The organism is Gardnerella rara, assembly GCF_055452355.1.
Genome location: NZ_JBVBJP010000002.1, coordinates 317,551 through 337,397 on the forward strand (window position 1 = coordinate 317,551; position 19,847 = coordinate 337,397).

General features: G+C 45.4%; 18 protein-coding genes. 12 read left to right on the forward strand and 6 right to left on the reverse strand.

The annotated features are described in order from the left end of the window. The first annotated feature begins 6 nt into the window (after positions 1 to 6). From ACZ0NX_RS03095 to ACZ0NX_RS03130, 8 genes are all read left to right on the forward strand, one after another. Positions 7 to 756, forward strand: a complete 750-nt coding sequence (locus tag ACZ0NX_RS03095) for a phage distal tail protein (RefSeq protein WP_464405443.1) — start codon at positions 7 to 9, stop codon at positions 754 to 756. Positions 757 to 765: 9 nt separating this feature from the next. After that, on the forward strand, positions 766 to 2,979 hold the full coding sequence (locus tag ACZ0NX_RS03100) for a phage tail spike protein (RefSeq protein ID WP_464405445.1): 2,214 nt from the start codon (positions 766 to 768) through the stop codon (positions 2,977 to 2,979). Positions 2,980 to 2,993: 14 nt separating this feature from the next. Then, complete coding sequence (locus tag ACZ0NX_RS03105) at positions 2,994 to 3,203, forward strand: hypothetical protein (RefSeq protein WP_464405447.1); 210 nt, start codon at positions 2,994 to 2,996, stop codon at positions 3,201 to 3,203. After that, positions 3,184 to 3,372: an ABC transporter permease gene (locus ACZ0NX_RS03110; protein ID WP_464405449.1), complete on the forward strand. Its 189-nt coding sequence runs from the start codon at positions 3,184 to 3,186 to the stop codon at positions 3,370 to 3,372. Before ACZ0NX_RS03105 ends, ACZ0NX_RS03110 begins: the two co-directional genes overlap by 20 nt. A gap of 1 nt (position 3,373) precedes the next feature. Continuing rightward, the gene (locus ACZ0NX_RS03115; protein ID WP_464405451.1) at positions 3,374 to 4,990 is read left to right on the forward strand and encodes a BppU family phage baseplate upper protein; all 1,617 of its coding nucleotides are present in this window, start codon (positions 3,374 to 3,376) and stop codon (positions 4,988 to 4,990) included. 10 nt (positions 4,991 to 5,000) lie between these two features. Beyond that, a complete protein-coding gene (locus ACZ0NX_RS03120; RefSeq protein WP_464405453.1) occupies positions 5,001 to 5,873 on the forward strand; it encodes a hypothetical protein in 873 nt (290 codons plus the stop codon). Positions 5,874 to 5,947: 74 nt separating this feature from the next. Further along, positions 5,948 to 6,943, forward strand: coding sequence for a GH25 family lysozyme (locus ACZ0NX_RS03125; protein ID WP_464405454.1), 996 nt, complete (start codon positions 5,948 to 5,950; stop codon positions 6,941 to 6,943). A gap of 19 nt (positions 6,944 to 6,962) precedes the next feature. Further along, complete coding sequence (locus tag ACZ0NX_RS03130) at positions 6,963 to 7,439, forward strand: phage holin family protein (protein ID WP_464405456.1); 477 nt, start codon at positions 6,963 to 6,965, stop codon at positions 7,437 to 7,439. An 85-nt stretch (positions 7,440 to 7,524) separates the two neighbouring features. Here the strand turns inward: ACZ0NX_RS03130 and ACZ0NX_RS03135 are convergent, their stop codons facing one another. Then, complete coding sequence (locus tag ACZ0NX_RS03135) at positions 7,525 to 8,361, reverse strand: sce7726 family protein (protein ID WP_464405457.1); 837 nt, start codon at positions 8,359 to 8,361, stop codon at positions 7,525 to 7,527. Positions 8,362 to 8,381: 20 nt separating this feature from the next. Then, complete coding sequence (locus ACZ0NX_RS03140) at positions 8,382 to 8,573, reverse strand: helix-turn-helix transcriptional regulator (protein WP_464405458.1); 192 nt, start codon at positions 8,571 to 8,573, stop codon at positions 8,382 to 8,384. Between the two features lie 1,317 nt (positions 8,574 to 9,890). Here ACZ0NX_RS03140 and ACZ0NX_RS03145 point away from each other — a divergent pair. The 4 genes from ACZ0NX_RS03145 to ACZ0NX_RS03160 all read left to right on the forward strand — a co-directional run bounded on the left by ACZ0NX_RS03145 (position 9,891) and on the right by ACZ0NX_RS03160 (position 14,381). After that, positions 9,891 to 11,180, forward strand: coding sequence for a GumC domain-containing protein (locus ACZ0NX_RS03145; protein WP_464405460.1), 1,290 nt, complete (start codon positions 9,891 to 9,893; stop codon positions 11,178 to 11,180). A 75-nt stretch (positions 11,181 to 11,255) separates the two neighbouring features. Then, on the forward strand, positions 11,256 to 12,065 hold the full coding sequence (locus tag ACZ0NX_RS03150) for a permease (protein ID WP_464405462.1): 810 nt from the start codon (positions 11,256 to 11,258) through the stop codon (positions 12,063 to 12,065). Positions 12,066 to 12,450: 385 nt separating this feature from the next. Beyond that, positions 12,451 to 13,455, forward strand: a complete 1,005-nt coding sequence (locus tag ACZ0NX_RS03155) for a site-specific tyrosine recombinase (protein WP_464405490.1) — start codon at positions 12,451 to 12,453, stop codon at positions 13,453 to 13,455. An 86-nt stretch (positions 13,456 to 13,541) separates the two neighbouring features. Then, complete coding sequence (locus ACZ0NX_RS03160) at positions 13,542 to 14,381, forward strand: ParA family protein (RefSeq protein WP_060787370.1); 840 nt, start codon at positions 13,542 to 13,544, stop codon at positions 14,379 to 14,381. A 264-nt stretch (positions 14,382 to 14,645) separates the two neighbouring features. On the opposite strand, the gene ACZ0NX_RS03165 is transcribed toward ACZ0NX_RS03160, so the two are convergent. The 4 genes from ACZ0NX_RS03165 to ACZ0NX_RS03180 all read right to left on the reverse strand — a co-directional run bounded on the left by ACZ0NX_RS03165 (position 14,646) and on the right by ACZ0NX_RS03180 (position 19,749). Continuing rightward, positions 14,646 to 16,079: a hydroxymethylglutaryl-CoA synthase gene (locus ACZ0NX_RS03165; protein ID WP_464405464.1), complete on the reverse strand. Its 1,434-nt coding sequence runs from the start codon at positions 16,077 to 16,079 to the stop codon at positions 14,646 to 14,648. Positions 16,080 to 16,201: 122 nt separating this feature from the next. Then, positions 16,202 to 17,527, reverse strand: coding sequence for a hydroxymethylglutaryl-CoA reductase, degradative (locus ACZ0NX_RS03170; protein ID WP_464405466.1), 1,326 nt, complete (start codon positions 17,525 to 17,527; stop codon positions 16,202 to 16,204). A 162-nt stretch (positions 17,528 to 17,689) separates the two neighbouring features. Beyond that, complete coding sequence (locus ACZ0NX_RS03175) at positions 17,690 to 18,958, reverse strand: thiolase family protein (protein WP_464405468.1); 1,269 nt, start codon at positions 18,956 to 18,958, stop codon at positions 17,690 to 17,692. 206 nt (positions 18,959 to 19,164) lie between these two features. Further along, positions 19,165 to 19,749, reverse strand: a complete 585-nt coding sequence (locus ACZ0NX_RS03180) for a xanthine phosphoribosyltransferase (RefSeq protein ID WP_464405470.1) — start codon at positions 19,747 to 19,749, stop codon at positions 19,165 to 19,167. Positions 19,750 to 19,847 lie beyond the last annotated feature (98 nt).

Sequence of the window (19,847 nt, forward strand, 5' to 3'; positions counted from 1 at the left end):
ACAATAATGCTGGAATGTAGAATCAACAAAATCCCACTCGACGAATGGGGGCTGAATCTCGAAAAAAAGGGAATCAGCATAGAATCACCAAAACCAACTACTTCCAGCATTACAGTTCCTGGACTTAACGGCGCGTTAGACACAACGGTAGAAGACGACACACACGCAGCATTCCTACAAAAACATGCAATCACCTTAAGTCTCTACGCTTTAGGAGATTTAGCTACAGTAAGTGCTCTTTTTGAGCATATTGCCAAAGAAATTCACGGAAAGCAAGGAAGTCTACAAACAAGTGACTCAAACGGAGAATATCGCGGACGATGGAGAATATCAAACTGGAACATAATACGAAACTGGCAAGATTCATTCCACTGTGCGCTATTGCTAGAGCTATCACTTGATGCAGATCCATATGTTTATGGCAAAAAGCGTACATTCAGGCTACATGAAGGCGAAAATCGCGTGGCAATACCAGGAAGCAGACCAGTATGGCCGCAATTCTCACTCTCCATTGACGCAGACTCAGCATCAATAGCTAGGCAAGACGGCAAAACTCTTATCTTTAGCACAGGCTCGCACATGAATGGAGTATTAGCAATCAACGCAAATCCTCAAAGTAGAAATTGCAGAATCAACAACAATATCATTCTTCCAACAATCGATTCCGACTACTTCACGCTGCTACCAGGAGCAAACACAATCACATGCACAGGCTGCAGCGGAACACTCGAAATAACACCATTAACCTTAATGTAAGGAGCATCAATGCGATTTGCTCACGTAAGCTATAACGGCATACTAAAGCCAGATATTACATCTATTACTAAAGCTGTAAGCACATGCGCAATAGACGGCGCAGACACGCTTGACATTACAACACTTGATGGCGGAGTGGAGAAAAATGACCGCTTGCTTTACTTAGACGGCAAAGGCTTGTGGCACGAATACATTGTGCAAATCGTGGAAACCCAACGCGACGAGGGCAAACCAGTCACCACAGCATATTGCGTGAACTCTATCGCAGAACTTGGAAGCGTATACATATTAGATAAACGAGGGCGAAAAACAACCGCACCAGAGCGCGTGAAAGTAGCGTTAGAAGGCACACGATGGAAGATTGGTACTGTAGATAACGGCACAATACGCCATTACGCTGATCTAAACTTCTATCACCAAAGCGTCCTAAAATCCTTACAAGACATTACAAAAGCATACGGGCTTGAGATTGAAACTAGCATAACCGTTGAAAATGGCAAGATTATGGCTCGGACTATAAACTTGCTGGAACAGCGCGGCAATCATAACGCTGAAAGGCGATTCGAGTACGGTTGCGATTTGAAGAGTGTTAAACGCACTCTTATGGCTGACCAAGTTATAACGCGCCTTTACGCATGGGGCAAAGGTGAGGAGAAAACTGACGACGATGGAAACGCTACTGGCGGATACTCTAGGCGCATTGGGCTTAAGGAAGTAAACGGGGATAAACCGTATCTTGATGATGTTGAAGCGCAAAAGTATTGGGGCGTGCTCGAAGGCGACGCTGTTTTTGAGGATTGTGATGACCATAATGAGCTTTTAAGGCTTGCTAAGGCACGATTGGCTCAAGTATCGAAACCACAAGTAGCGTACGAAGCGGACGTGGTGAATCTTGGGCGCGCTGGGTTTGACGCGCATGGCGTGAGTGTTGGTGACTCCGTGCAAATTGTTGACGCTACGTTCACTCCTCCTATTCGCGTGGAAGGGCGCGTGCTGAAAATCGAGGAAGATTTACTTGATTCTGTTGATGCGACTCGTATTACGCTTGGCAATATTAGTGAGTCGTACACGCAAAGAAGACGCGCTCAAGAGCAGAAGCTTGATGCGCTTATCGCACAGTCTAGCGAATGGAATGCCGTCACGGAAGGTAATTGTTTGTACGTTCGTGACCTTATTGGGCACGTGAATGATGTGATGAACGGCGTTGGCGGCTATACGTATTTGAAACCTGGTGAGGGTATTACAGTTTACGATAAGCCTGAGAATCAGCACCCGACTCGCGCTATCCAGCTCGGTGGTGGATTCTGGCGCACTGCTAATTCGAGAAAACCAGACGGCGACTGGGATTGGAAGAATATTGCGTCTGGCGAGGGTATTTTCGCTAACGCTATTACTACTGGCAGGCTCATAGATGCTCAAGGCCGCAACTGGTGGGACATGGAGTCTGGCGAGTTCTCATTGCAAGCGTCAGCGAAGATTGGGGGCAAAACTGTTAAGCAGATTGTTGACGATAGTGCTGATGGTGTTATAGATAGAATGAATGAGGCTTTAACCCAGGAGGCTATTTTTAACAAGCTCACTAATGACGGCGAAACGCAGGGTATCTACTTAAATGATGGAAAGTTGTATTTGAACGCGTCTTACATAAAAAGCGGTTATCTGTCTGCGAATATTATTCGTGCTGGAAAAATTCAGGACAAATATGAAAATAATTTTTGGGACTTGATTTCTGGCCACATGGAAGTTACTGACGCAACAATTGGTGGAATGGAAATATCAAATAACGCTATTTATAACAAAATTATGCGTTTTGATAAAAATGGAATGGATTTTACAGTAGGCGACGAACATATTGGTAGGATAACGTGCTCATATATGAAAAAAGATCCACGGCGTAAAACATTGTCGTTCAACTTAGAGGGCATAAATTACATGACGTGGGCATGGAGGGAAGAAGGGTCTACTGATTCGTATATTAACATGATGACATATTCGCCAGATTACTGGGGCAACTACAGTAAAGGCATTAATTTTTCTTGTGATGCGGACTTTCATAACTACTCAATCAGTAAGGCAAAAATCGATAGCAGTTGCTGGTATGAGAATGGGACGAATCTGCAGAAACAGCAATTCTTGCTGCCTACAACAATTGACCAGCATACTGGCACAGTAACGGAATGGAAAATCATTACATTCGGGTTTGAACATGGATTCGTCATATAAAAGGAAGGAATTATATGGATAACAATCAAATAATTGTAATGCCACAAGACCAACCACGGCCTATAGAAAAATTTATAGACGCAGAAGTAGCACATTCAACAGGTACACCTTCTATGCAACTACAGGAAGAAATAAACACAAAATTAGACTCAATACTACAAATACTACAAATGGGAAAGACCAACCAACTAAAGGAGAACCATAATGACACCAATGCAGAATAATGACACCCAAACACGTATAGCGAATAACCTACAAAGCATAATTGCGGATATGAGCGGTCGAATAGCAACGCTCGCAGCTTTATGCGAAGCAAAAGATGAAAAAATACAAGATTTAGAAACACAATTACAAGAATTAAAAAATACAAGTTCAAAAGAGGAAGCACACTGATATGACTAGCTATAAAGATGCAACAGTTAGCATAATCCACTTAGACTATGCCAATGCTTTTATCCCCGATATACGCGTAAATGCAGGAGATAAACAAGGACGTATTATCAACGTCCAACTCTTAAACAATGGTATACCAGTTGATTCCGAAAATATATCAGTAGATCTTGTATATAATCAGCAGCTCGGAGTTCTTATGGGCGGCAAAGTTGCAATGAGTAAACAAGCTACAGATAATGGAATAGTTTACTCATGTAAAATACCAGCAGATGTATGTCGCATGCCTGGTAAGGTTGCTATGAGCTTTGAGATAAAAGAAAGTGATTCAGTTCTATACTCGAGAACTTTCACTGCTATAGTAGACCATGCTGTTTTTGATGATTTTGCTACAGAATCAAACGCATACAAGCTCACATTAGCTGAAGCTGCTGAGCAGGCTCGCAATGCAAAAGAGAAAGCTCTAGAAGCATCAAAACAAGCTTTAGAGGCAGCAGGTAATATAGATGAATCAAAACGATCTGCTTTAGAAGCAACACAACAAGCATTAGCTGCCGCAGAGAACGCGAATCACTCCGCACAATCCGCAAACTCTGAAGCATTAAGAGCCTCAAATGCTTCACAAAAAGTTGAATCAATCATACAAGAAGCAGAGCAAGCTACAACACATTTAGGGGCTTTAGTTAACGCGGCAGAGAATGCCAATACTGCAGCCTCAAAAGCCAATACTGCAGCGTCAAACATAAATGAAGTAATTGAAAAATGCAAACAAGAAACGGAAAAGACCAGAAAAGCTGGGTTTAACGCCGAATCTGCTGTACAAAAAGCTAATGAAACTGAGAGTAAGTATCGTAACAATGCTGCTGAAATTGATGCTGCAATCACAAAAGCAAAAGAAGCAGACAAAGCAGCTCACGAAGCATTAGACACAGTGCATGCTTCTGCTGGCATTCTTGGCGAAGCTAAAAAAATAGTAGACTCAGTCAAAGAAGCTAGCGAAATAGCAAAAAGAGTTGCATCAGCAGTAGAAGAACTTAAACCAGTTAGAGACGGGGCATCCGAAGCAACAAGAGTAGCAAACGTAGCTGCAGAGAATGCCAATACTGCAGCCGAGAAAGCCAATGCTTCTGTGTCAGGTATAAATGAAGTAATTGAAAAATGCAAAACAGCATCATCCAGCGCAGAAACCATATTATCCAAATCTTCTGGAATTCTCACTAAAGCAGAAGAATCCACCATTGCAGCTCACGCTGCAGCAGAACAAGCATTAGCCGCAGCACAAGAAGCAAAAAATTCAATAAATGAAGATTCTAAAACTCTTGTATGTGGATTCAAAGTAAGCGTAGAAGGCGGAAATAATAAAGAAGCTGATGTATCACTGTTCAAAGGTGTACCCGATTGGAAAACAATCATCGTATATCCAGAAAGTGGAACAAGTAACTTGCAAGAATACGCGAAAGCACAACCAGTTTTCAACTTTGAATTTAGCGGAGGGGTATACACGGGTAAAGTAACTGTATCTGCACAAAAAACTGTAGAGAGCCTTAGCCTTATAGCTATAGCATTAGGCGATAAAAAAGGCGGCACATCAAACGAATCTTATATAAATAATCACTTATAAAGGAGCTATAATGCCAGTATGTCAAATGCCATTCATGATTACTAATGAAATTAGTGAAGAAGAAAAAACAGCTTGGCACAATGCACGTCTAGCAGAAGTAGCCGCAGGAACATACAAAGGAAAAGAAATTACACCTGATTTTGAACCTATCGAAGGATGGAAACCACTAAAGAAATACGGACCTAATACAGCTCTAGTTATTAGAGAGGCAGTGTATGACAATCACCGAATTGGCATATACCCAGGAGATTACATTAGTGCAACAGTACTAGGGACACAGTACAAGTTCATTATAGTAAAAATAGGTATCACCCCATATAACAGTTCTCCAGTTGCGTTAATGATAGCAGACAAGCCATCTACTGTGGAGTTTAATGCTTCAGATCAGGAGTTTCTTATGCCACTTAAAGGTGAAGAGATTCCTGCTGGTGTAGATAGGTGGACATACCAATATACTCGTACTGCTCAGTACTGCGCTTATTTCTTCAAAAAAATGCCAGATTATCTCCAGAACAATATTTTGTTGTCATCTGTTCCATGTGCATATCTTAATGTGGATAGCAAAAAATATGATGTTGATTTTTATAAAATGAGAGTATTTACACCAAGTGTTAATGAATTTTGCCCCGAGTGTAGGAATAGTATTGAAGGAAGTTTTAAGGGAGCATTTGTTCCATGGCCAAAAATATGCAAAAACTCTATAGATGATTTCAGTAGGCTAAATAATTGTTGGCTTAGAACAATAAGGGTAGGTCAAAGGTCTAACAAATCATTTACACATTCTACAGCATATACTACAGACGTAGAGAATGGGGGTAAAGTACTCTATGCACTAAGCCGTAGCAATAAGAAACGCACTTTGCTGTGTTTCTGCATTGGATAATAACAGCTTATCTGCATTTTTTAACATTTTTTAGCCACGCAAACGCGTGGCTTTTTTAATATAAGGAGGAAGAAATGACGCTAAGCGGCATTGATGTATCAAGCTGGCAAACGGGTATTAATATCGCCGCCGTACCAGCTGATTTTGTCATCGTTAAAGCTACAGAAGGCGTATGGTATACGAGTCCGTGCTTTCGCGCGCAAGCCGACGCAACACTCAACAGCGGCAAATTGTTAGGCGTATACCATTACATCACAGGCGGTAATGCTAAAGCCGAGGCGAAGTATTTTGTAAACGCGGCAAAACCTTACATTGGGCGCGCAATTCTTGCATTGGACTTTGAAAGCGAAAACAACAGTGCATACTCAAACGCTGGGTATTTGCAAGAGTGTGCGGCGGAAGTGTACGCGCTCACAGGGGTACACCCGTTATTGTACGGCAGTCAATGTGACTATGGCAGACTTGCTCGAGTAAGCAAAGCAACAAACTGTGGACTGTGGGTAGCTCAATATGCCAACAATGATCATACAGGATACCAGAGCAAGCCTTGGAATGAGGATGCGTATGGTTGTGCAATTCGTCAATATTCTAGTGCTGGAGCGTTACCAAACTACGGCAGCAACTTGGACCTAAACAAGTTCTACGGTGACCGTACGGCGTGGGATAAATACGCTCAATCAGACAATGCAACAACTCCTCCAGCACCACAACCAGCACCACAACCAGACGTGTCACAAATAGAACACGACGGTGACATTAGCAGTTTTACCATGCACATTCCATGGGGAATCAATCAAGACCAGCGCATGGTTTTCACTAGATGCGGCAATGTGGTCACAGTGAATGGTTGCGGTTGCGTGATTTGCGACGGCGGCTCATGGATCCACGCAAGAGAGCAAGTCCCTGAAGGTTTCCGACCAGTTTCTTTGGCAGCAATCCACTTATCTGGAAACGGTACAGGAAGCATCATGGTAAAGCCAGACGGAAGCATCTGCTGGGATGGTGACGGCAAAAACTGCTTCACACACGTCAGCGGCGTGTGGATAACCAAAGACAATCAGCCAAAATAACAAATAGGAGAAGAAAAGAATGAATGATATTGAAATCTTATTGCTCGAAATTGCTGGCGGCCTTGTGTTGCTCGACTATATTAGTGGTTTTGCGAAAGCAGTCTACTTGCGTTCGGTGTCTAGCAGCAAAATGCGTGATGGACTCTTTCATAAATTTGCGTACGTGTTGATAGTAGCTCTTTCGATTTTGCTTGAGTATGCTCAAACTAAAGCAAACTTAGGTATTAACCCGCCGCTTGTTGGTATTGTGAGTGGATATATTATTTGGATAGAGGGCGTTAGCTTTGCCGAAAACGTATCAGCATTAAATCTGCAAATCGCAAAAACAAGGGTTATAAGAGTCCTCTTATCTGTGCTTGCGTGTGTAAAAACTTATGTTGATGGGCAGGCGGATGATGCTATCAATACAGGCAAGCATGCCGCAACAACCGAGGCTGATGCTGAGTTGGACGGCCGTGGCAAAAAGCTGGAAGACACGCCTACTGAAAATAAGTAGCGCGCGATATACTCAAAGTATTCTCTAATTGAGAATACAAGTTGAAAATTAGTAATTACCCCTCGCTCCATGCGGGGGGTAATTTTTATATGAACTTTTCGCCTAAAAAACTCAGTAAACCGTTAAGGCTTTTCTTTGTGTTATAGGAAAAGTATGCTAGAGATTTTAACGCATAAGGTACACTGTTAAAAGCATCTACGTATTTGATGTGATTCCGTTTCTTAAGTTCACTCATAACCATTTTATGAGCGTCAAGAATGGGAATTTGGCGAAATAGATCCAAGCAAGCATTGTAATAAAACACGGGCGCCGCATCAGGCAGCATGCCGAAATATTGCTTTACTATGTTTTCGTACTCGTATTTGCGTAGCAGCTTAAACAATGCAACGTGCTCAAGTTTTGAATTATTTTCTACAGGCTCTTTGCGCATCTTTTCGCTTATATGATTTTGACCATCAAGCACGTAAACGCCTACAGGGGTACCAGCAAGAACTTTTAGAGCGTGTTGGTATTTGTTTTCAGACGTTACTACACAAACGCGATTGAAGGCCTTGAAGTAATTACTAAGTTGTGTTTTCAGTCGCTCGAAAGTATCAAGTTCGGTTTTTATCTCATAAACAGTGGCGTTGTCATTGATGACGATAAAGTCGGCTCTTGATTTGCCACTAGGTAACTGTGTTAATGCAGTTTGCTGCGCATCGTCACTACCACTAAGCAAAAGTATGTTTAACAGAGTGTTCTGATAAACGTATTCACACCTATGTGTATTTGCCATAAGTTCGTAAATCTCGCTTATTATCTGGCTATTAGTTTTCCCTTTAGTATCTTGAATGAAGCGATTCACAACCCTCTTATAGCATTGGTTCTGAGATGCTAAGACTCGAGTTGTGAAGAAATGGTTAAGAGCAAGTTCGTTTTCCATTAATATGATTTTACTCTTAACTACTCTGTATTAGAAGGGCGTCCGCCATGACCTGGACGACTCGCATTCCAAGCTTCAATATTTTCACGTTTCCAGCCACGAGTGCGACCAATAAACGCGTCTGGATCTGGAAGGTTGTAGTTGCCAAGCGCACCAGTTTTTACACCAATAAGCTCAGCAACTTCCGTATAACTCAAATAACGCTCACTCATATTACCCTTTGTGCTTTCTACCAGCGTCTAACGCGCATACGGCACTGATTACAGCACAACCAGTTATGAGCCAAGGTGAAAAATGGCACCATACTCCAGCGATAATAACGAGTGAGAACATAGCTGATACTATTGCATCTAATTTCATAATGAGCCTGCAGTATAGTGGATAGTGAGTCCCGGACACCTGGATTGTTCGGGACTCTTTATTTACTTATTGCGCTTCAATTCTTTGATAAGCTTTGCTATTGCTTCTATGAGCTTTGCAATGCCAACTAGTAGAATTGCAATCGCAGTAAGTATTTCCACTATATGCATGTCACCTCCTTTCTTGTTTGACACTTTATATAATAGCACAGCTATTATATAAAGTAAAGTAAACTAGAAAAAATAGTGAGAAATTTTCTGCAATATTTGATAGAATTCAAACACGATAACAAACGCGAAAGATGTTCTAATATTTGCCGCAAAAATACAATATAAGGCGATATTGAGCGCATTGATATCAAAATGTTATTCTATGAAACTCTTAGAGAAATAAGGCATTAGCGGCTATTAAATGCTAATTCCCCGCGACTCCACAAACGCAAAAACGCCACTGCTCGCACAGTGGCGTTTTTTTTGGGTTATACCCGATTTTCCCGAGAATGTTGTTCAAAACCACAAAATCAGCTACAAAAAGCGGAAATTTTTCCCGACTTTGTAGTTCTAAACGCTAAAATTAGCAACAAAAAGCGGAAATGTAGGTCGTCGTTCGCGCGGTCTACGCGCGCGAACGTCTTCGCCGCGCAGAAGCAGTGCTTCTGCCTGAGCGGCTCAGCGAGTCGAGGTGATTTCTCGCGCATTATGCAGCTCGAAATCGTCGACTCGCACGCAGATTAGCTGCGCTCACGTCTTCGCTTGCGTTGAAAGCACACTGTGCTTTCAACTTTGAGCAAGCTCAGCGCTCCGAATTGCCTTTTCGCGCTACGCTTTAAGCGAAAAGGCAGGTCGTCTCGCGCGACACGCGCGAAAGTCTTTCCTTAAAAAAACCTGGGAAAATTCTTTAAAAACCTTGGAATATGTATTTTTACGGTTTATTTGTTGTTTATGTGTAAAATTTACGGTAAAAAGTCTTAATTTAGTAGATTTACAATAAAATATTTAGAACAAACCTTAACGTTAGCTGAATGTTTGGTTGATTTTCGCCATAGCATGCTGTATCTTTTAAGTCAGTTACCAGTGAATCCCTAGTTCACGGGGAACTACGCGGGAAACCGCAAAGGCAAATTTTTCTCTGCGCCCCTAACGCAGAGGAGAAGAAGAAAGGAAATTAAAATGATGAATAAGAAGGCTATCGCCGCTTTCGCTGCTGGCGCAACTTTGCTTGCCGGCTTCGCAATGGCAACCCCAGCATTCGCTAAGGATGAGGCTCCTAAGTGCACTCCAGCTGCTGCTGATAAGCTTGCTGAGCTTACTCATGCTGTTGTTGTTGCTAAGCGTGATGTATCTAAGAAGACCGATGCTCTTGCTGATGCTCAGGATGAACTTGCTGCAAAGAAGGAAGCATACGCAGCTAAGAAGGCTGTTGCAGATAAGTACAACGCTGCTCTTAAGGCTTACAATGATGGTAAGACTGGCGATAAGAAGGATGAGACATCTCCAAATCAGTTGAAGGCTCTTAAGGATACTTTCCTTAAGGCTGCTAAGGCTGCTAAGGACTTCAAGAGTGGAGATGAAAACCCATTCGCTAATGCTGGTCAAGATCCAGATAATGGTGCAGCAGAGTTGAATGCAGGTCAGGAACCTAGTGCTGAGCCAGTAAAGACTGCTAAGCATAATTTGCAGGATGCTAAGGATGCTTTGCAGGATGCAGAGGCTGATCTTGCTAAGGCTCAGTGCAAGGATGCTCCTAAGGAGGATCCAGATCATAAGGATCCAGAGCAGGTTCCAGCTCATTCTACTAAGGCTGAGCATGTTGCTAAGTTGTATGGTTTGAAGTCCGTGCTTGATGATGCTGAAGGCAACATGAATGGTAAGCTTAAGACTTATCATGAGCTTTTCGCTAAGCTTTCTGCTGCTAAGGCTGAGATGGATGCTGCTAAGGCTAATTTGGATGCTGCCGATCAGGCTGTTAAGGATGCTTTGGCTGCTGGCTTGAATACTTCCGATCCTTCTGCTTTCAAGAATTTGACTGAGCGTGCTGCTCGTGCTCTTGCTCATTATCGTGCCGCTTCGAAGACTTACAACGAGGTTAAGGCTGAGTTTGATAAGGCTTATGCTGAGGCTGTTAATGCTTCCGCTGCTTACAACAAGGCTTTGGAAGCTTACAAGAAGGCTATTAATGCTGCTTTGGCTGATGGCGTGAAGCTTCCTGGTGATCTTCCAGTTTTGACTGATCCTTTGGCAGAGCTTAACTTGCCTGTTCCTTCTGGTGTTCCAACTCCTGTAGTTCCTGGCCAGCCAGGCAAGCCAGGCCAGCCAGGTAAGCCAGGCAAGCCTGAAGTTGAGAAGAAGAAGAATGATGGCAAGAAGTTGCCAGGCACTGGTGTTGGTGTGACTTTGACTGCTTTGGCTGCAACCATGCTTGCTGGTATGGGTGCTGCTGTTCGCAAGGCTCGTCACTAAGCACTGCGCGCATTGGCTGATGCATAGCCTCTCGCGCTCGTAGTGCGGTGTTTTGCAGACGCCAATGTTACACTTATGGTGGTTGTAGGTTTTCCTGCAGCCACCATTTTTATAACTAATTGCAATAAATTAATCACAATTATTAGAATCGAGGCAGCGCAGCCTATGAGTTTTAAAAATCGTAATTCGCAAAATAATTCTCAAGCTACAACTTATAAAGAGTGCATAGATGAAAAAACTTTAAAGAGTATTAGTAGTTGTATAGGGTTATTTTATGTGCTTTTAGCTGTTATATTAGTATCAGTATTAATTGTGTTTTATAAAGATGTTTCTAATAGTTATAGTGTTGATTATAATCATAGTGTTGAGTATTTATTTATTTTTCTTTTTAGCCTAGTTGCCTATACTATTATTATTCACTTTTATTCACATGCAGAAAAAGTTGAATGTAAAGAAATTTATGATGATTTAGAAGACAATATTGTATATATGTATGTTAGTTCAGTATCTGCAATTGTGTATTTGATTATATTTACTTGCTGTCCTTTAAATTATGATATCAAAATCGTTATATCTCTTATCCTTTTGGCAGTTGCTTGTTGTCTCGGTGTTAAAGTGAAATCTTATAATAATAAATATGCTTTAACTAAGATTGATATAGACTATATGCCTACAACAAATAAGTATTTGAAGATTAGAGAACATGAAAGAGAGAGTAAACTTCTTGTTACAAAGAAGTCTTGCCTAAAGTATTATAAGGTAATGGAAACGAATTATCTTATGATATTAGCCCTCCTTGCGTTTATAACATCTGTATTAGGTATGATTACTATTGACCCAGTACAGAGTGAGTCAGCGTCGTCTGTTCTAAGGATGGCTATGTAGCTCTTTTTATTCCTGTGTCTGCATAACGTGTTGCTGTGCAAACACGGGAAGCGAGCCTTTGCTAGCTTGCCATGCATTCGTCTAAAATCTTGCCTGCTTTTTCGCTTTGATCTGAGAGCCCCGACTTTGTAGCTCTACATGCCAATTTGAGCTACATTTTCGGTAAATATCGTTCGCGCGGATTAGCCGCGCTCACGTCTTCGCCGCGCAGAAGCAGTGCTTCTGCCTTGAGCGGCTCAGCGCTCCGAATTGCCTTCGCGCTGCGCTCTAAGCGCTCAGGCAGGTCGTCGCGCATTTTCGGAAAATCGCTCGCGTATTATGCAGATCCAAGTCGTCGATTCGTGCGGCATATAATTAGGGTATGAACGAATCGCAGCAACCGCGCATGAATCAATCGCCGCAATCGCCATTTTTCCCAAAAATTCAGCAATTTATAAACCACATAAGCGTGGAGCGTGGGCTTTCGCCAAAAACCGTTGAAGCCTACCAGTCGGATCTTACAAAATACACCAACTGGTTGCGCGAAGCCCGAAAAATCAACGATATCAACGAAATCACGCAGCTAGACATTGAAGAATACGTGCGCGCAATGGCAGCGCAAAACTTAGGGCCGCGCACTGTCTCGCGGCGAATCGCCAGCATCCACGAGTGGAATAAATTCATGCTTTCCAACGCGCAAATTGCAAGCGACCCTTCTGCAGAAGTCAAAGCGCCTAAGCAAGCGGAACATCTTCCAGACGTGCTAAGCATTAGCGAAGTTGAGCGCGTAATCGATGCGGCTGGCGGTTTTGGCAGCACGGACGCCGTCTCTTTGCGAGACCGCGCGCTTGTGGAATTTTTGTACGCGACTGGCGCGCGCGTTAGCGAGGCGGTTGGCTTAAAATTTGAGGATATTGATTTAGCGGAATCGGTTGTGCGGCTTAGCGGCAAGGGGCAAAAGCAGCGGCTTGTGCCGATTGGAAAGTGTGCGGTTTGTGCGTTGCGCGATTATTTAGATAAAGCTAGGCCGATTCTTGCGGAGCGAGCTGGGAAGTCGCAAGCAACCGCAGAGTCGCGAGTAAAGTCGCCATTAAACTCGTCATCAAAATCCGCATCAAAATCCGCAAATTCTCACATGATTTTTCTAAACAAACGCGGCAAAGCGCTTTCTCGCCAATCCGCATGGGAGGCGATTTCGCACGCTGGCAAGCTGGCAAAAATCGGCAAAGAATTGCATCCGCACACGCTCCGTCACTCGTTTGCAACGCATCTGATTTCGGGCGGCGCCGACGTGCGCACGGTGCAGGAGCTGCTTGGCCACGCGTCCGTTACAACAACGCAGATTTACACGCATATAAGCCCCGCGGCGCTTATGGAGGCGTATGCTATGAGCCATCCGCGCGCAAGGTAGGTGTGATATACGCCGCAGGGTAGGTGTTATATTCTCCGCCGCATTACACAAATCCACTGAACATACCTTTTGCTAAACTAGAGCGTATGCCTACTGATTTACTTGGACGCGAATATGAGACTTTCCGCGCGCCAGATGCGCTTACAACGCACGGTCCTGCGCGCATTATTGCTATGTGTAACCAGAAGGGTGGCGTTGGTAAAACCACCAGCTCCATCAACATTGCTGGAGCGCTGAGTCAATACGGTAGGCGCGTTTTGATTGTTGACTTCGATCCGCAAGGCGCTGCAACGGTGGGGCTTGGGATTAATGCCAACGCGCTTGACAACACGGTTTACACGGCGCTTTTTGATTCTTCTGTAGACGTGCACGATGTGATTCGCCACACGGCCACCGAAAACATTGACGTTATGCCTGCAAACATTGATCTTTCGGCAGCCGAGGTGCAGCTTGTTACCGAGGTTGGTCGCGAGCAGATTTTGGCTGGCGTGCTGCGCAAGGTTCGCAACGAATACGACGTTATTATTATTGACTGCCAGCCTTCGCTTGGCTTGCTCACCGTTAACGCGCTTACGGCGGCAGACGGCGTGATTATTCCTGTTGCGGCGGAGTTCTTTGCGCTTAGAGGCGTGGCGCTGCTTATGCAGTCGATTGAAAAGGTGCAGCACAGAATTAACCCAGATTTGCAGGTGTTTGGCGTGCTCGTTACCATGTTTACGCGCACTTTGCACAGCGAAGAGGTTTTGCAAAGGATTTACGAGGCATTCCAGGGGCGCGTGTTGCATTCTGTGATTTCGCGTTCGATTAAGCTGCCGGATTCTACTGTTGCGGCGGTTCCTATTACGATTTTTGCGCCTGAGCATAAGACGGCGAAGGAGTATCGCGAGGTTGCGCGCGAGCTGATTGCTAGCGGCGTTGTTGCGTAATCTCTGTTGCGTAGTTTCTGTTGCGTAGTTTCTGTTGTGCGCGTGGTTTTTGTTGTGTAGTTTCTGTTGTGCGCGTGGTTTAGAGCTACGAAGTGCGTCGATTTTTCCCGACTTTGTACGTGATTTAGGTCAAATTTGGTACAAAGTGCGGAGTTGTTTGACGGGTTTTGTACGTGATTTAGGCCAAATTTGGTACAAAATGCGGAGTTGTTTGACGGGTTTTGTACGTAATTTAGGTTGAATTTGGTACAAAGTGCGGAGAGACTAAATCGAAAGATAACGGCGCTCTTGAGATGTGATGGAGTCAAGAACAAATCGCACGCCACTTCGATGATTCTGGCTGCTGGCAAAATCCTGCGGAGAATAAGGCGCCGCGCTGTTAAACATCTCCTCGTATTGCGAAACGCTTAATTGTGTGCGATTGTTTAGCGCTTTTATGTGTTGATTGGAAAACAGCGCATCTCGCCATCCTGGAACGAGCGTTGCGCTAAAGAATTCTGCAACAGCGCCCGAGCCGTAGGAGAACAAGCCGATTTTTTGGCCTGGGAGTAGGGGAGACGGGCACGTAGGTGGTTCGTTTGTGTGTGCTGCGGAAGATAAGTCGCAAGCAGCCGCAGGCGAATCGCCAACAGACTCTGATGAATCGCAAGAATTCCTAAAATAATCGCAATCAAGTAAAGAAATTAAGCCCAAATAGAGCGAGCCGGTGTAAATATTCCCGATTCGGCGACTGTACTTAGTGCTGTCTTGGTATCGCGCAAGAAGTCGTTCGCGCGTGTCGCTCGTAGGAGACATGCCCGAATTTTCCTCAAACCCAGCTCGAAGCGCTTTAAGCCCCATTTTTGTGTACGGAAGATGGAAGCAAATCGCCTCAAAATCGTTGAAATTGCAGGCGTTTTCTGCACTATACCGCTGCCACACATCGCAGAACATATTGATGTATTGCTCGGTTGAAAACTTTCCGCGCGCCAACGCCGTGCTTTGATACACTGGCCTCCAAAAATCCTGGATTTCCGCCGATTTTACCACGCTGTCATCGTTGATTTGCAACACGCGCGGATTCTCGCTTACAAGCATCGCCACAGCTCCAGCGCCTTGCGTTACTTCGCCAGGAGTGCCAACGCCGTAACGCGCAATGTCTGCCGCAATTACCAAAACCTGCGTGCCTGGATGCGCCAAAATGTAGTCGCGAGCCATCATAAGAGCCGCAGTTGCGCCGTAACACGCCTCTTTTACTTCCACGCAGCGCACCCACGGGCTAAGGTTTAGAAGCTTGTGAATGTAAAGCGCGCTGGATTTGCTGGCATCTACGCCGCTTTCTGTGCCAACAATCACCATTTTTAGTCGGTTGTTATCAATGCTTGGCAATAGCGGCAGCGCGGCTTGGGCGCCAAGCGTTACAATGTCTTGGTGGTTTGGCGGCACTGCTTGCTGGCTTTGGCCTATGCCGATTGTGAATTTATTTGGGTCGATTCCGCGCGCAATCGCCAGGTCTTCCATGCTTAGGTAGCAATTTGGAGTTGCGAAAGTTATACGGTCGATGCCAACTTTTGGCGGAATTTTTTGCGTGTTGGGTGTGTTGGGTGTGTTGGGTGTGTCTGGTGTGTCTGGTGTGTTGGGCGTGTTGGGCGTGTCTGGTGTGTTGGGCGTGTTGAGTGTGCCTTGCGTGTTGTCTGGCGTATGTGAAGTGTTGCTCATGTTTTCCTGCTTTTTAAGGGCGATTTTTTTTAAGGACGATTTTAGTGGTGTAAATTTTACGGCGCGGAAGCTTCCGACTTTTCCTACGGAAAAATGGCCATTAACCGCACGTTTACTCGGTTTTACGTGTTCTTGCGCTTGCGCAAACCCTCAAGAATTATTCTTGCAGAACTTGTGTTCAAATCGGAAGAATTTTCGTTTAGAAGCGCGTGCGCAACTTTTTGAATTTCGTCTCCGCGCGCTCCAGATGCAATAGCGATGTTTGCGGCCTGAAGTCGCATGTGGCCAGCCTGGATTCCAGGGCCAGCGAGCGCGCGAAGTGCAGCCAGGTTTTGTACGAGGCCGACGGCGGCTAGAACGTTGCGAAAATCGTTGGCGTTATTGACTTTAACAAGCTGCAACGCGACTTTTGACATTGGGAGAGAGGCGATTGCGCCGCCCACCGTGCCGATTTGCAGCGGGATTTCGATACGGCCGTAAAGAATTTGGCCGTTATTTTGCAAGGTCCACGTTGAAAGCGGCATGTAGCGGCCGGATTTTGCGGCCCATTCGTGCGCGGCGGCTTGTAATGCGCGCGTGTCGTTGCCCGATGCGGCAGCTGCGGCCACTATTCCGTTTAGGATTCCTTTGTTGTGGGTTGCGGCGCGCTCCGCGTCTACGGCGGCCAGGGAGCTTAAGGCGGCGATGCGGCGCGCAAGGCGCGTGCCTTCGGCACCTCCAGCCGCGGCTGTTTTTGCGCCAGGCACAAGCGCTTCTACGGGTATGCGCGCTTCGGCAACTGTGGCCACGCGGCTGGAGTTGGCAAGAATTGCCACCAGCGCCTTGCGCCCAACCCAGCCTTCCAGCTGGGTTTTAACAGCTTCGCCAATGGTGTTTGCAATGTTTGCTCCCATTGCATCGCAAGTGTTTATGTCTAGTGTTAGCTTGGCGAAGCCTGTTAACGCCGCCGCCTGCGCGCGTTCTAATCCGCCGCCGCGTTGGTATATTGATGGGTGCGCGGAGCGCGCAACCTCACTAATCGCCGTGCGTTTTGATTCGTCGCGCATTATGCTATCTAGTTTTTTGGCCACGCTTGAATCCGCGTCTTCAAAAACAATCTGCGCGCGCGTAACGTAATGCGCGCTGTGAGCCGTAACGCCGTTTTCCAGGCTTTTTGCCGCGATTTTTGCACCGTTGCATGCAGCAGCGATTACGGACGGCTCTTCTGTGGCCATCAGCACGTTTCGCGTAACGCCGTTCACTTTTAGGTCGCGCACAACGCCTACGGGCAAGCTGAATCGCCCGATTTGGTTTTCAATCATGCTGTTTGCAACGCTTGCAGGAATGTTCGTTTCGCCACTTTGCGCTAGCTGTTCCAGCAGCAGCTGCGCGCAATCTCCGCTAAGCGCGCCTTCTGATTCCAGCGTTTTTATGCGCTGCTCTACGCTTAATTCCCGAAAAGCTGCCATGTTTCTCCATTTTTTTTTGACGCATTTTTATTTTTTTGACGCCATTTTTTTTTGACGCCATTTTTACGATTTTTCACTTTTGCAATGTTGCTTTGGCGCCATTTTTCAAGTCGTAAGCAACCGCGCGTGTCGCAAGCAGCCGCACGTATCGCATTGCTACGTCTACTTTCGCATCTTAACTTGCATGCTCACTCCAATTCCGCCGCCCACGCACAGCGCAGCAACGCCGTTTTGCATGCAATTATCTTTAAGCGCGTAAAGAAGTGTTGTTAAAATCCTGGCTCCACTAGCACCAAGCGGGTGGCCAAGCGCAATCGCGCCGCCTCTTATGTTCAATTTGCTTTCGTTAATGTTCAGCTGTTGGCAAACTGCTATGCTTTGCGCAGCGAACGCCTCATTAATCTCAAAAAGATCAATGTTTTCAACGGTGTAGCCCGTGTTTTTTAGCATACGCTCCATAACGTGTTTTGGCGCGTAGCCCATAAGGTCTGGGCTGATTCCGCCCTCCGCAAATCCCACGATTTCTGCCAAATAGTCGATTCCATGCGCGATTGCGTAGTCTTTGCTCATTAAGACGAGTGCTGCGGCGCCGTCGTTGATTCCACTTGCGTTTCCAGCGGTTACAGTAGGAGAGTGTTTTGCGCTAAAATCCCCCTCGCGCATTCCATTCTCCTCGCGAGTTTCATCCGCCTCGCGCATTCCATCAGTTTCGTACGCGCTAAAATCCGCCTTAAATAACGTTTTAAGCTTAGCCAATTTCTCCATAGACGTGTTGGCGCGCGGATGCTCATCGCGGCTAATCACGGTTCCGTCCATAAGCTTTACAGGCACAATCTCCGCGTCAAAATCGCCGTTATTTTGCGCAAAAACGGCTTTCTGGTGTGATTTTAGCGCAAAAGCGTCTTGCTGCTCGCGCGTTATGCCAAATTTGGCAGCCACGTTTTCCGCGGTAACTCCCATTTCTTTGCCCGTAAAAGCGTCGCAAAGTCCGTCTTTTTTTAGGCCGTCAACCAGCGCGCTGTTGCCGTAGTGAAGTCCACCAAATCGCACGTTTTGCGCGTAAAACGGCACATTGCTCATGCTTTCCGTGCCACCAGCAACTACAACTTTTGCATCTCCCATGCAAATCGCCGACTGCGCAAGGCGAATGGCTTTAAGACCAGAGCCACAAACCTCATTGATTGTCATTGCGCAGCTGGACTCATCCAATCCAGCACTAAGAGAGATTTGTCGCGCAACGTTTTGGCCGCTGCCTGCCTGAAGAACGTTGCCAAAAATCGCCTGATCTACGGATTTTGGGCTGATTCCTGCGCGTTCGATTGCGGCTTTTGCTGCGATTGTTCCCAACTCAACCGATGTGAGCGATTTCAACGCGCCTCCGAATTTTCCTATCGGTGTGCGCGCTGCGCTTACAATCACAACATCAGTCATACGTTTAGCCGCCAATCAGTTGAAAACTAGCCGATTAAAGCTATCTCGATTAAGCATCTTATTGAAAATTATCCTGTTGAAATCAGCTCATTTAAAATGATAGATTTCAAACACTGACCGAACTACTTTATCGTATTTTTACGCAAAATTGCGATTTGTGAAGAATTATGTTTAATTTTTTCACAATTTGCGCACAATCTTATCAACTAGGCTTGGCGGAAGGTGATCGACCCATCGCTAGGATCCATCGAATCCACAATCGCCAGCGAATCCAAGTCGTATCCAGCTGTGCGCAACGCATCTCCGCCGCCTTGGAATCCCTTTTCAATCGCAATGCCAATTCCAGCAACCGTGGCTCCAGCGTGATTGCAAATGTCAATCAACCCTTGCAAAGCCTTGCCATTTGCCAAAAAATCATCCAAAATCAAAACGCGGTCGTCTGCGCTCAAATATTTTCTAGATACAATTACAGGGAACTCGCGCTGTTTTGTAAACGAGAATACGGTAGACACGTATTGATCGCCATCCAAGTTGATTGATTGCGCTTTCTTTGCAAAAACCACTGGGACGTTGCCAAAATGACGCGCCGCAACGCACGCGATTCCTATTCCCGAAGACTCGATTGTTAGGATTTTGTTGATCTGCGTGTTTTTAAAATGCTGCGCCCATGCGGCTCCCATTGCGTCAAAAAGCGCGCAATCACACTGGTGATTAAGGAATGCATCGACTTTCAAAACATTTCCTGGCTTAACAATGCCTTCTTTTTGGATGCGTTCTTCCAGTTCTTGCACGATTATTCCTTTCTAGTGGCGCCGTATTTTGCGTGTGCAGCGTGTATCTGTATAGCTTACCCCCCGCTTTGACTCATTTTATGAACAACGTTTTAAGC

Coding starts and splice junctions, on each gene's coding strand:
- ACZ0NX_RS03095 (WP_464405443.1), top strand. CDS start 7: ATGCTGGAATGTAGAATCAACAAAATCCCACTCGACGAATGGGGGCTG.
- ACZ0NX_RS03100 (WP_464405445.1), top strand. CDS start 766: ATGCGATTTGCTCACGTAAGCTATAACGGCATACTAAAGCCAGATATT.
- ACZ0NX_RS03105 (WP_464405447.1), top strand. CDS start 2,994: ATGGATAACAATCAAATAATTGTAATGCCACAAGACCAACCACGGCCT.
- ACZ0NX_RS03110 (WP_464405449.1), top strand. CDS start 3,184: ATGACACCAATGCAGAATAATGACACCCAAACACGTATAGCGAATAAC.
- ACZ0NX_RS03115 (WP_464405451.1), top strand. CDS start 3,374: ATGACTAGCTATAAAGATGCAACAGTTAGCATAATCCACTTAGACTAT.
- ACZ0NX_RS03120 (WP_464405453.1), top strand. CDS start 5,001: ATGCCAGTATGTCAAATGCCATTCATGATTACTAATGAAATTAGTGAA.
- ACZ0NX_RS03125 (WP_464405454.1), top strand. CDS start 5,948: ATGACGCTAAGCGGCATTGATGTATCAAGCTGGCAAACGGGTATTAAT.
- ACZ0NX_RS03130 (WP_464405456.1), top strand. CDS start 6,963: ATGAATGATATTGAAATCTTATTGCTCGAAATTGCTGGCGGCCTTGTG.
- ACZ0NX_RS03135 (WP_464405457.1), bottom strand. CDS start 8,361: ATGGAAAACGAACTTGCTCTTAACCATTTCTTCACAACTCGAGTCTTA.
- ACZ0NX_RS03140 (WP_464405458.1), bottom strand. CDS start 8,573: ATGAGTGAGCGTTATTTGAGTTATACGGAAGTTGCTGAGCTTATTGGT.
- ACZ0NX_RS03145 (WP_464405460.1), top strand. CDS start 9,891: ATGATGAATAAGAAGGCTATCGCCGCTTTCGCTGCTGGCGCAACTTTG.
- ACZ0NX_RS03150 (WP_464405462.1), top strand. CDS start 11,256: ATGGTGGTTGTAGGTTTTCCTGCAGCCACCATTTTTATAACTAATTGC.
- ACZ0NX_RS03155 (WP_464405490.1), top strand. CDS start 12,451: ATGAATCAATCGCCGCAATCGCCATTTTTCCCAAAAATTCAGCAATTT.
- ACZ0NX_RS03160 (WP_060787370.1), top strand. CDS start 13,542: ATGCCTACTGATTTACTTGGACGCGAATATGAGACTTTCCGCGCGCCA.
- ACZ0NX_RS03165 (WP_464405464.1), bottom strand. CDS start 16,079: ATGAGCAACACTTCACATACGCCAGACAACACGCAAGGCACACTCAAC.
- ACZ0NX_RS03170 (WP_464405466.1), bottom strand. CDS start 17,527: ATGGCAGCTTTTCGGGAATTAAGCGTAGAGCAGCGCATAAAAACGCTG.
- ACZ0NX_RS03175 (WP_464405468.1), bottom strand. CDS start 18,958: ATGACTGATGTTGTGATTGTAAGCGCAGCGCGCACACCGATAGGAAAA.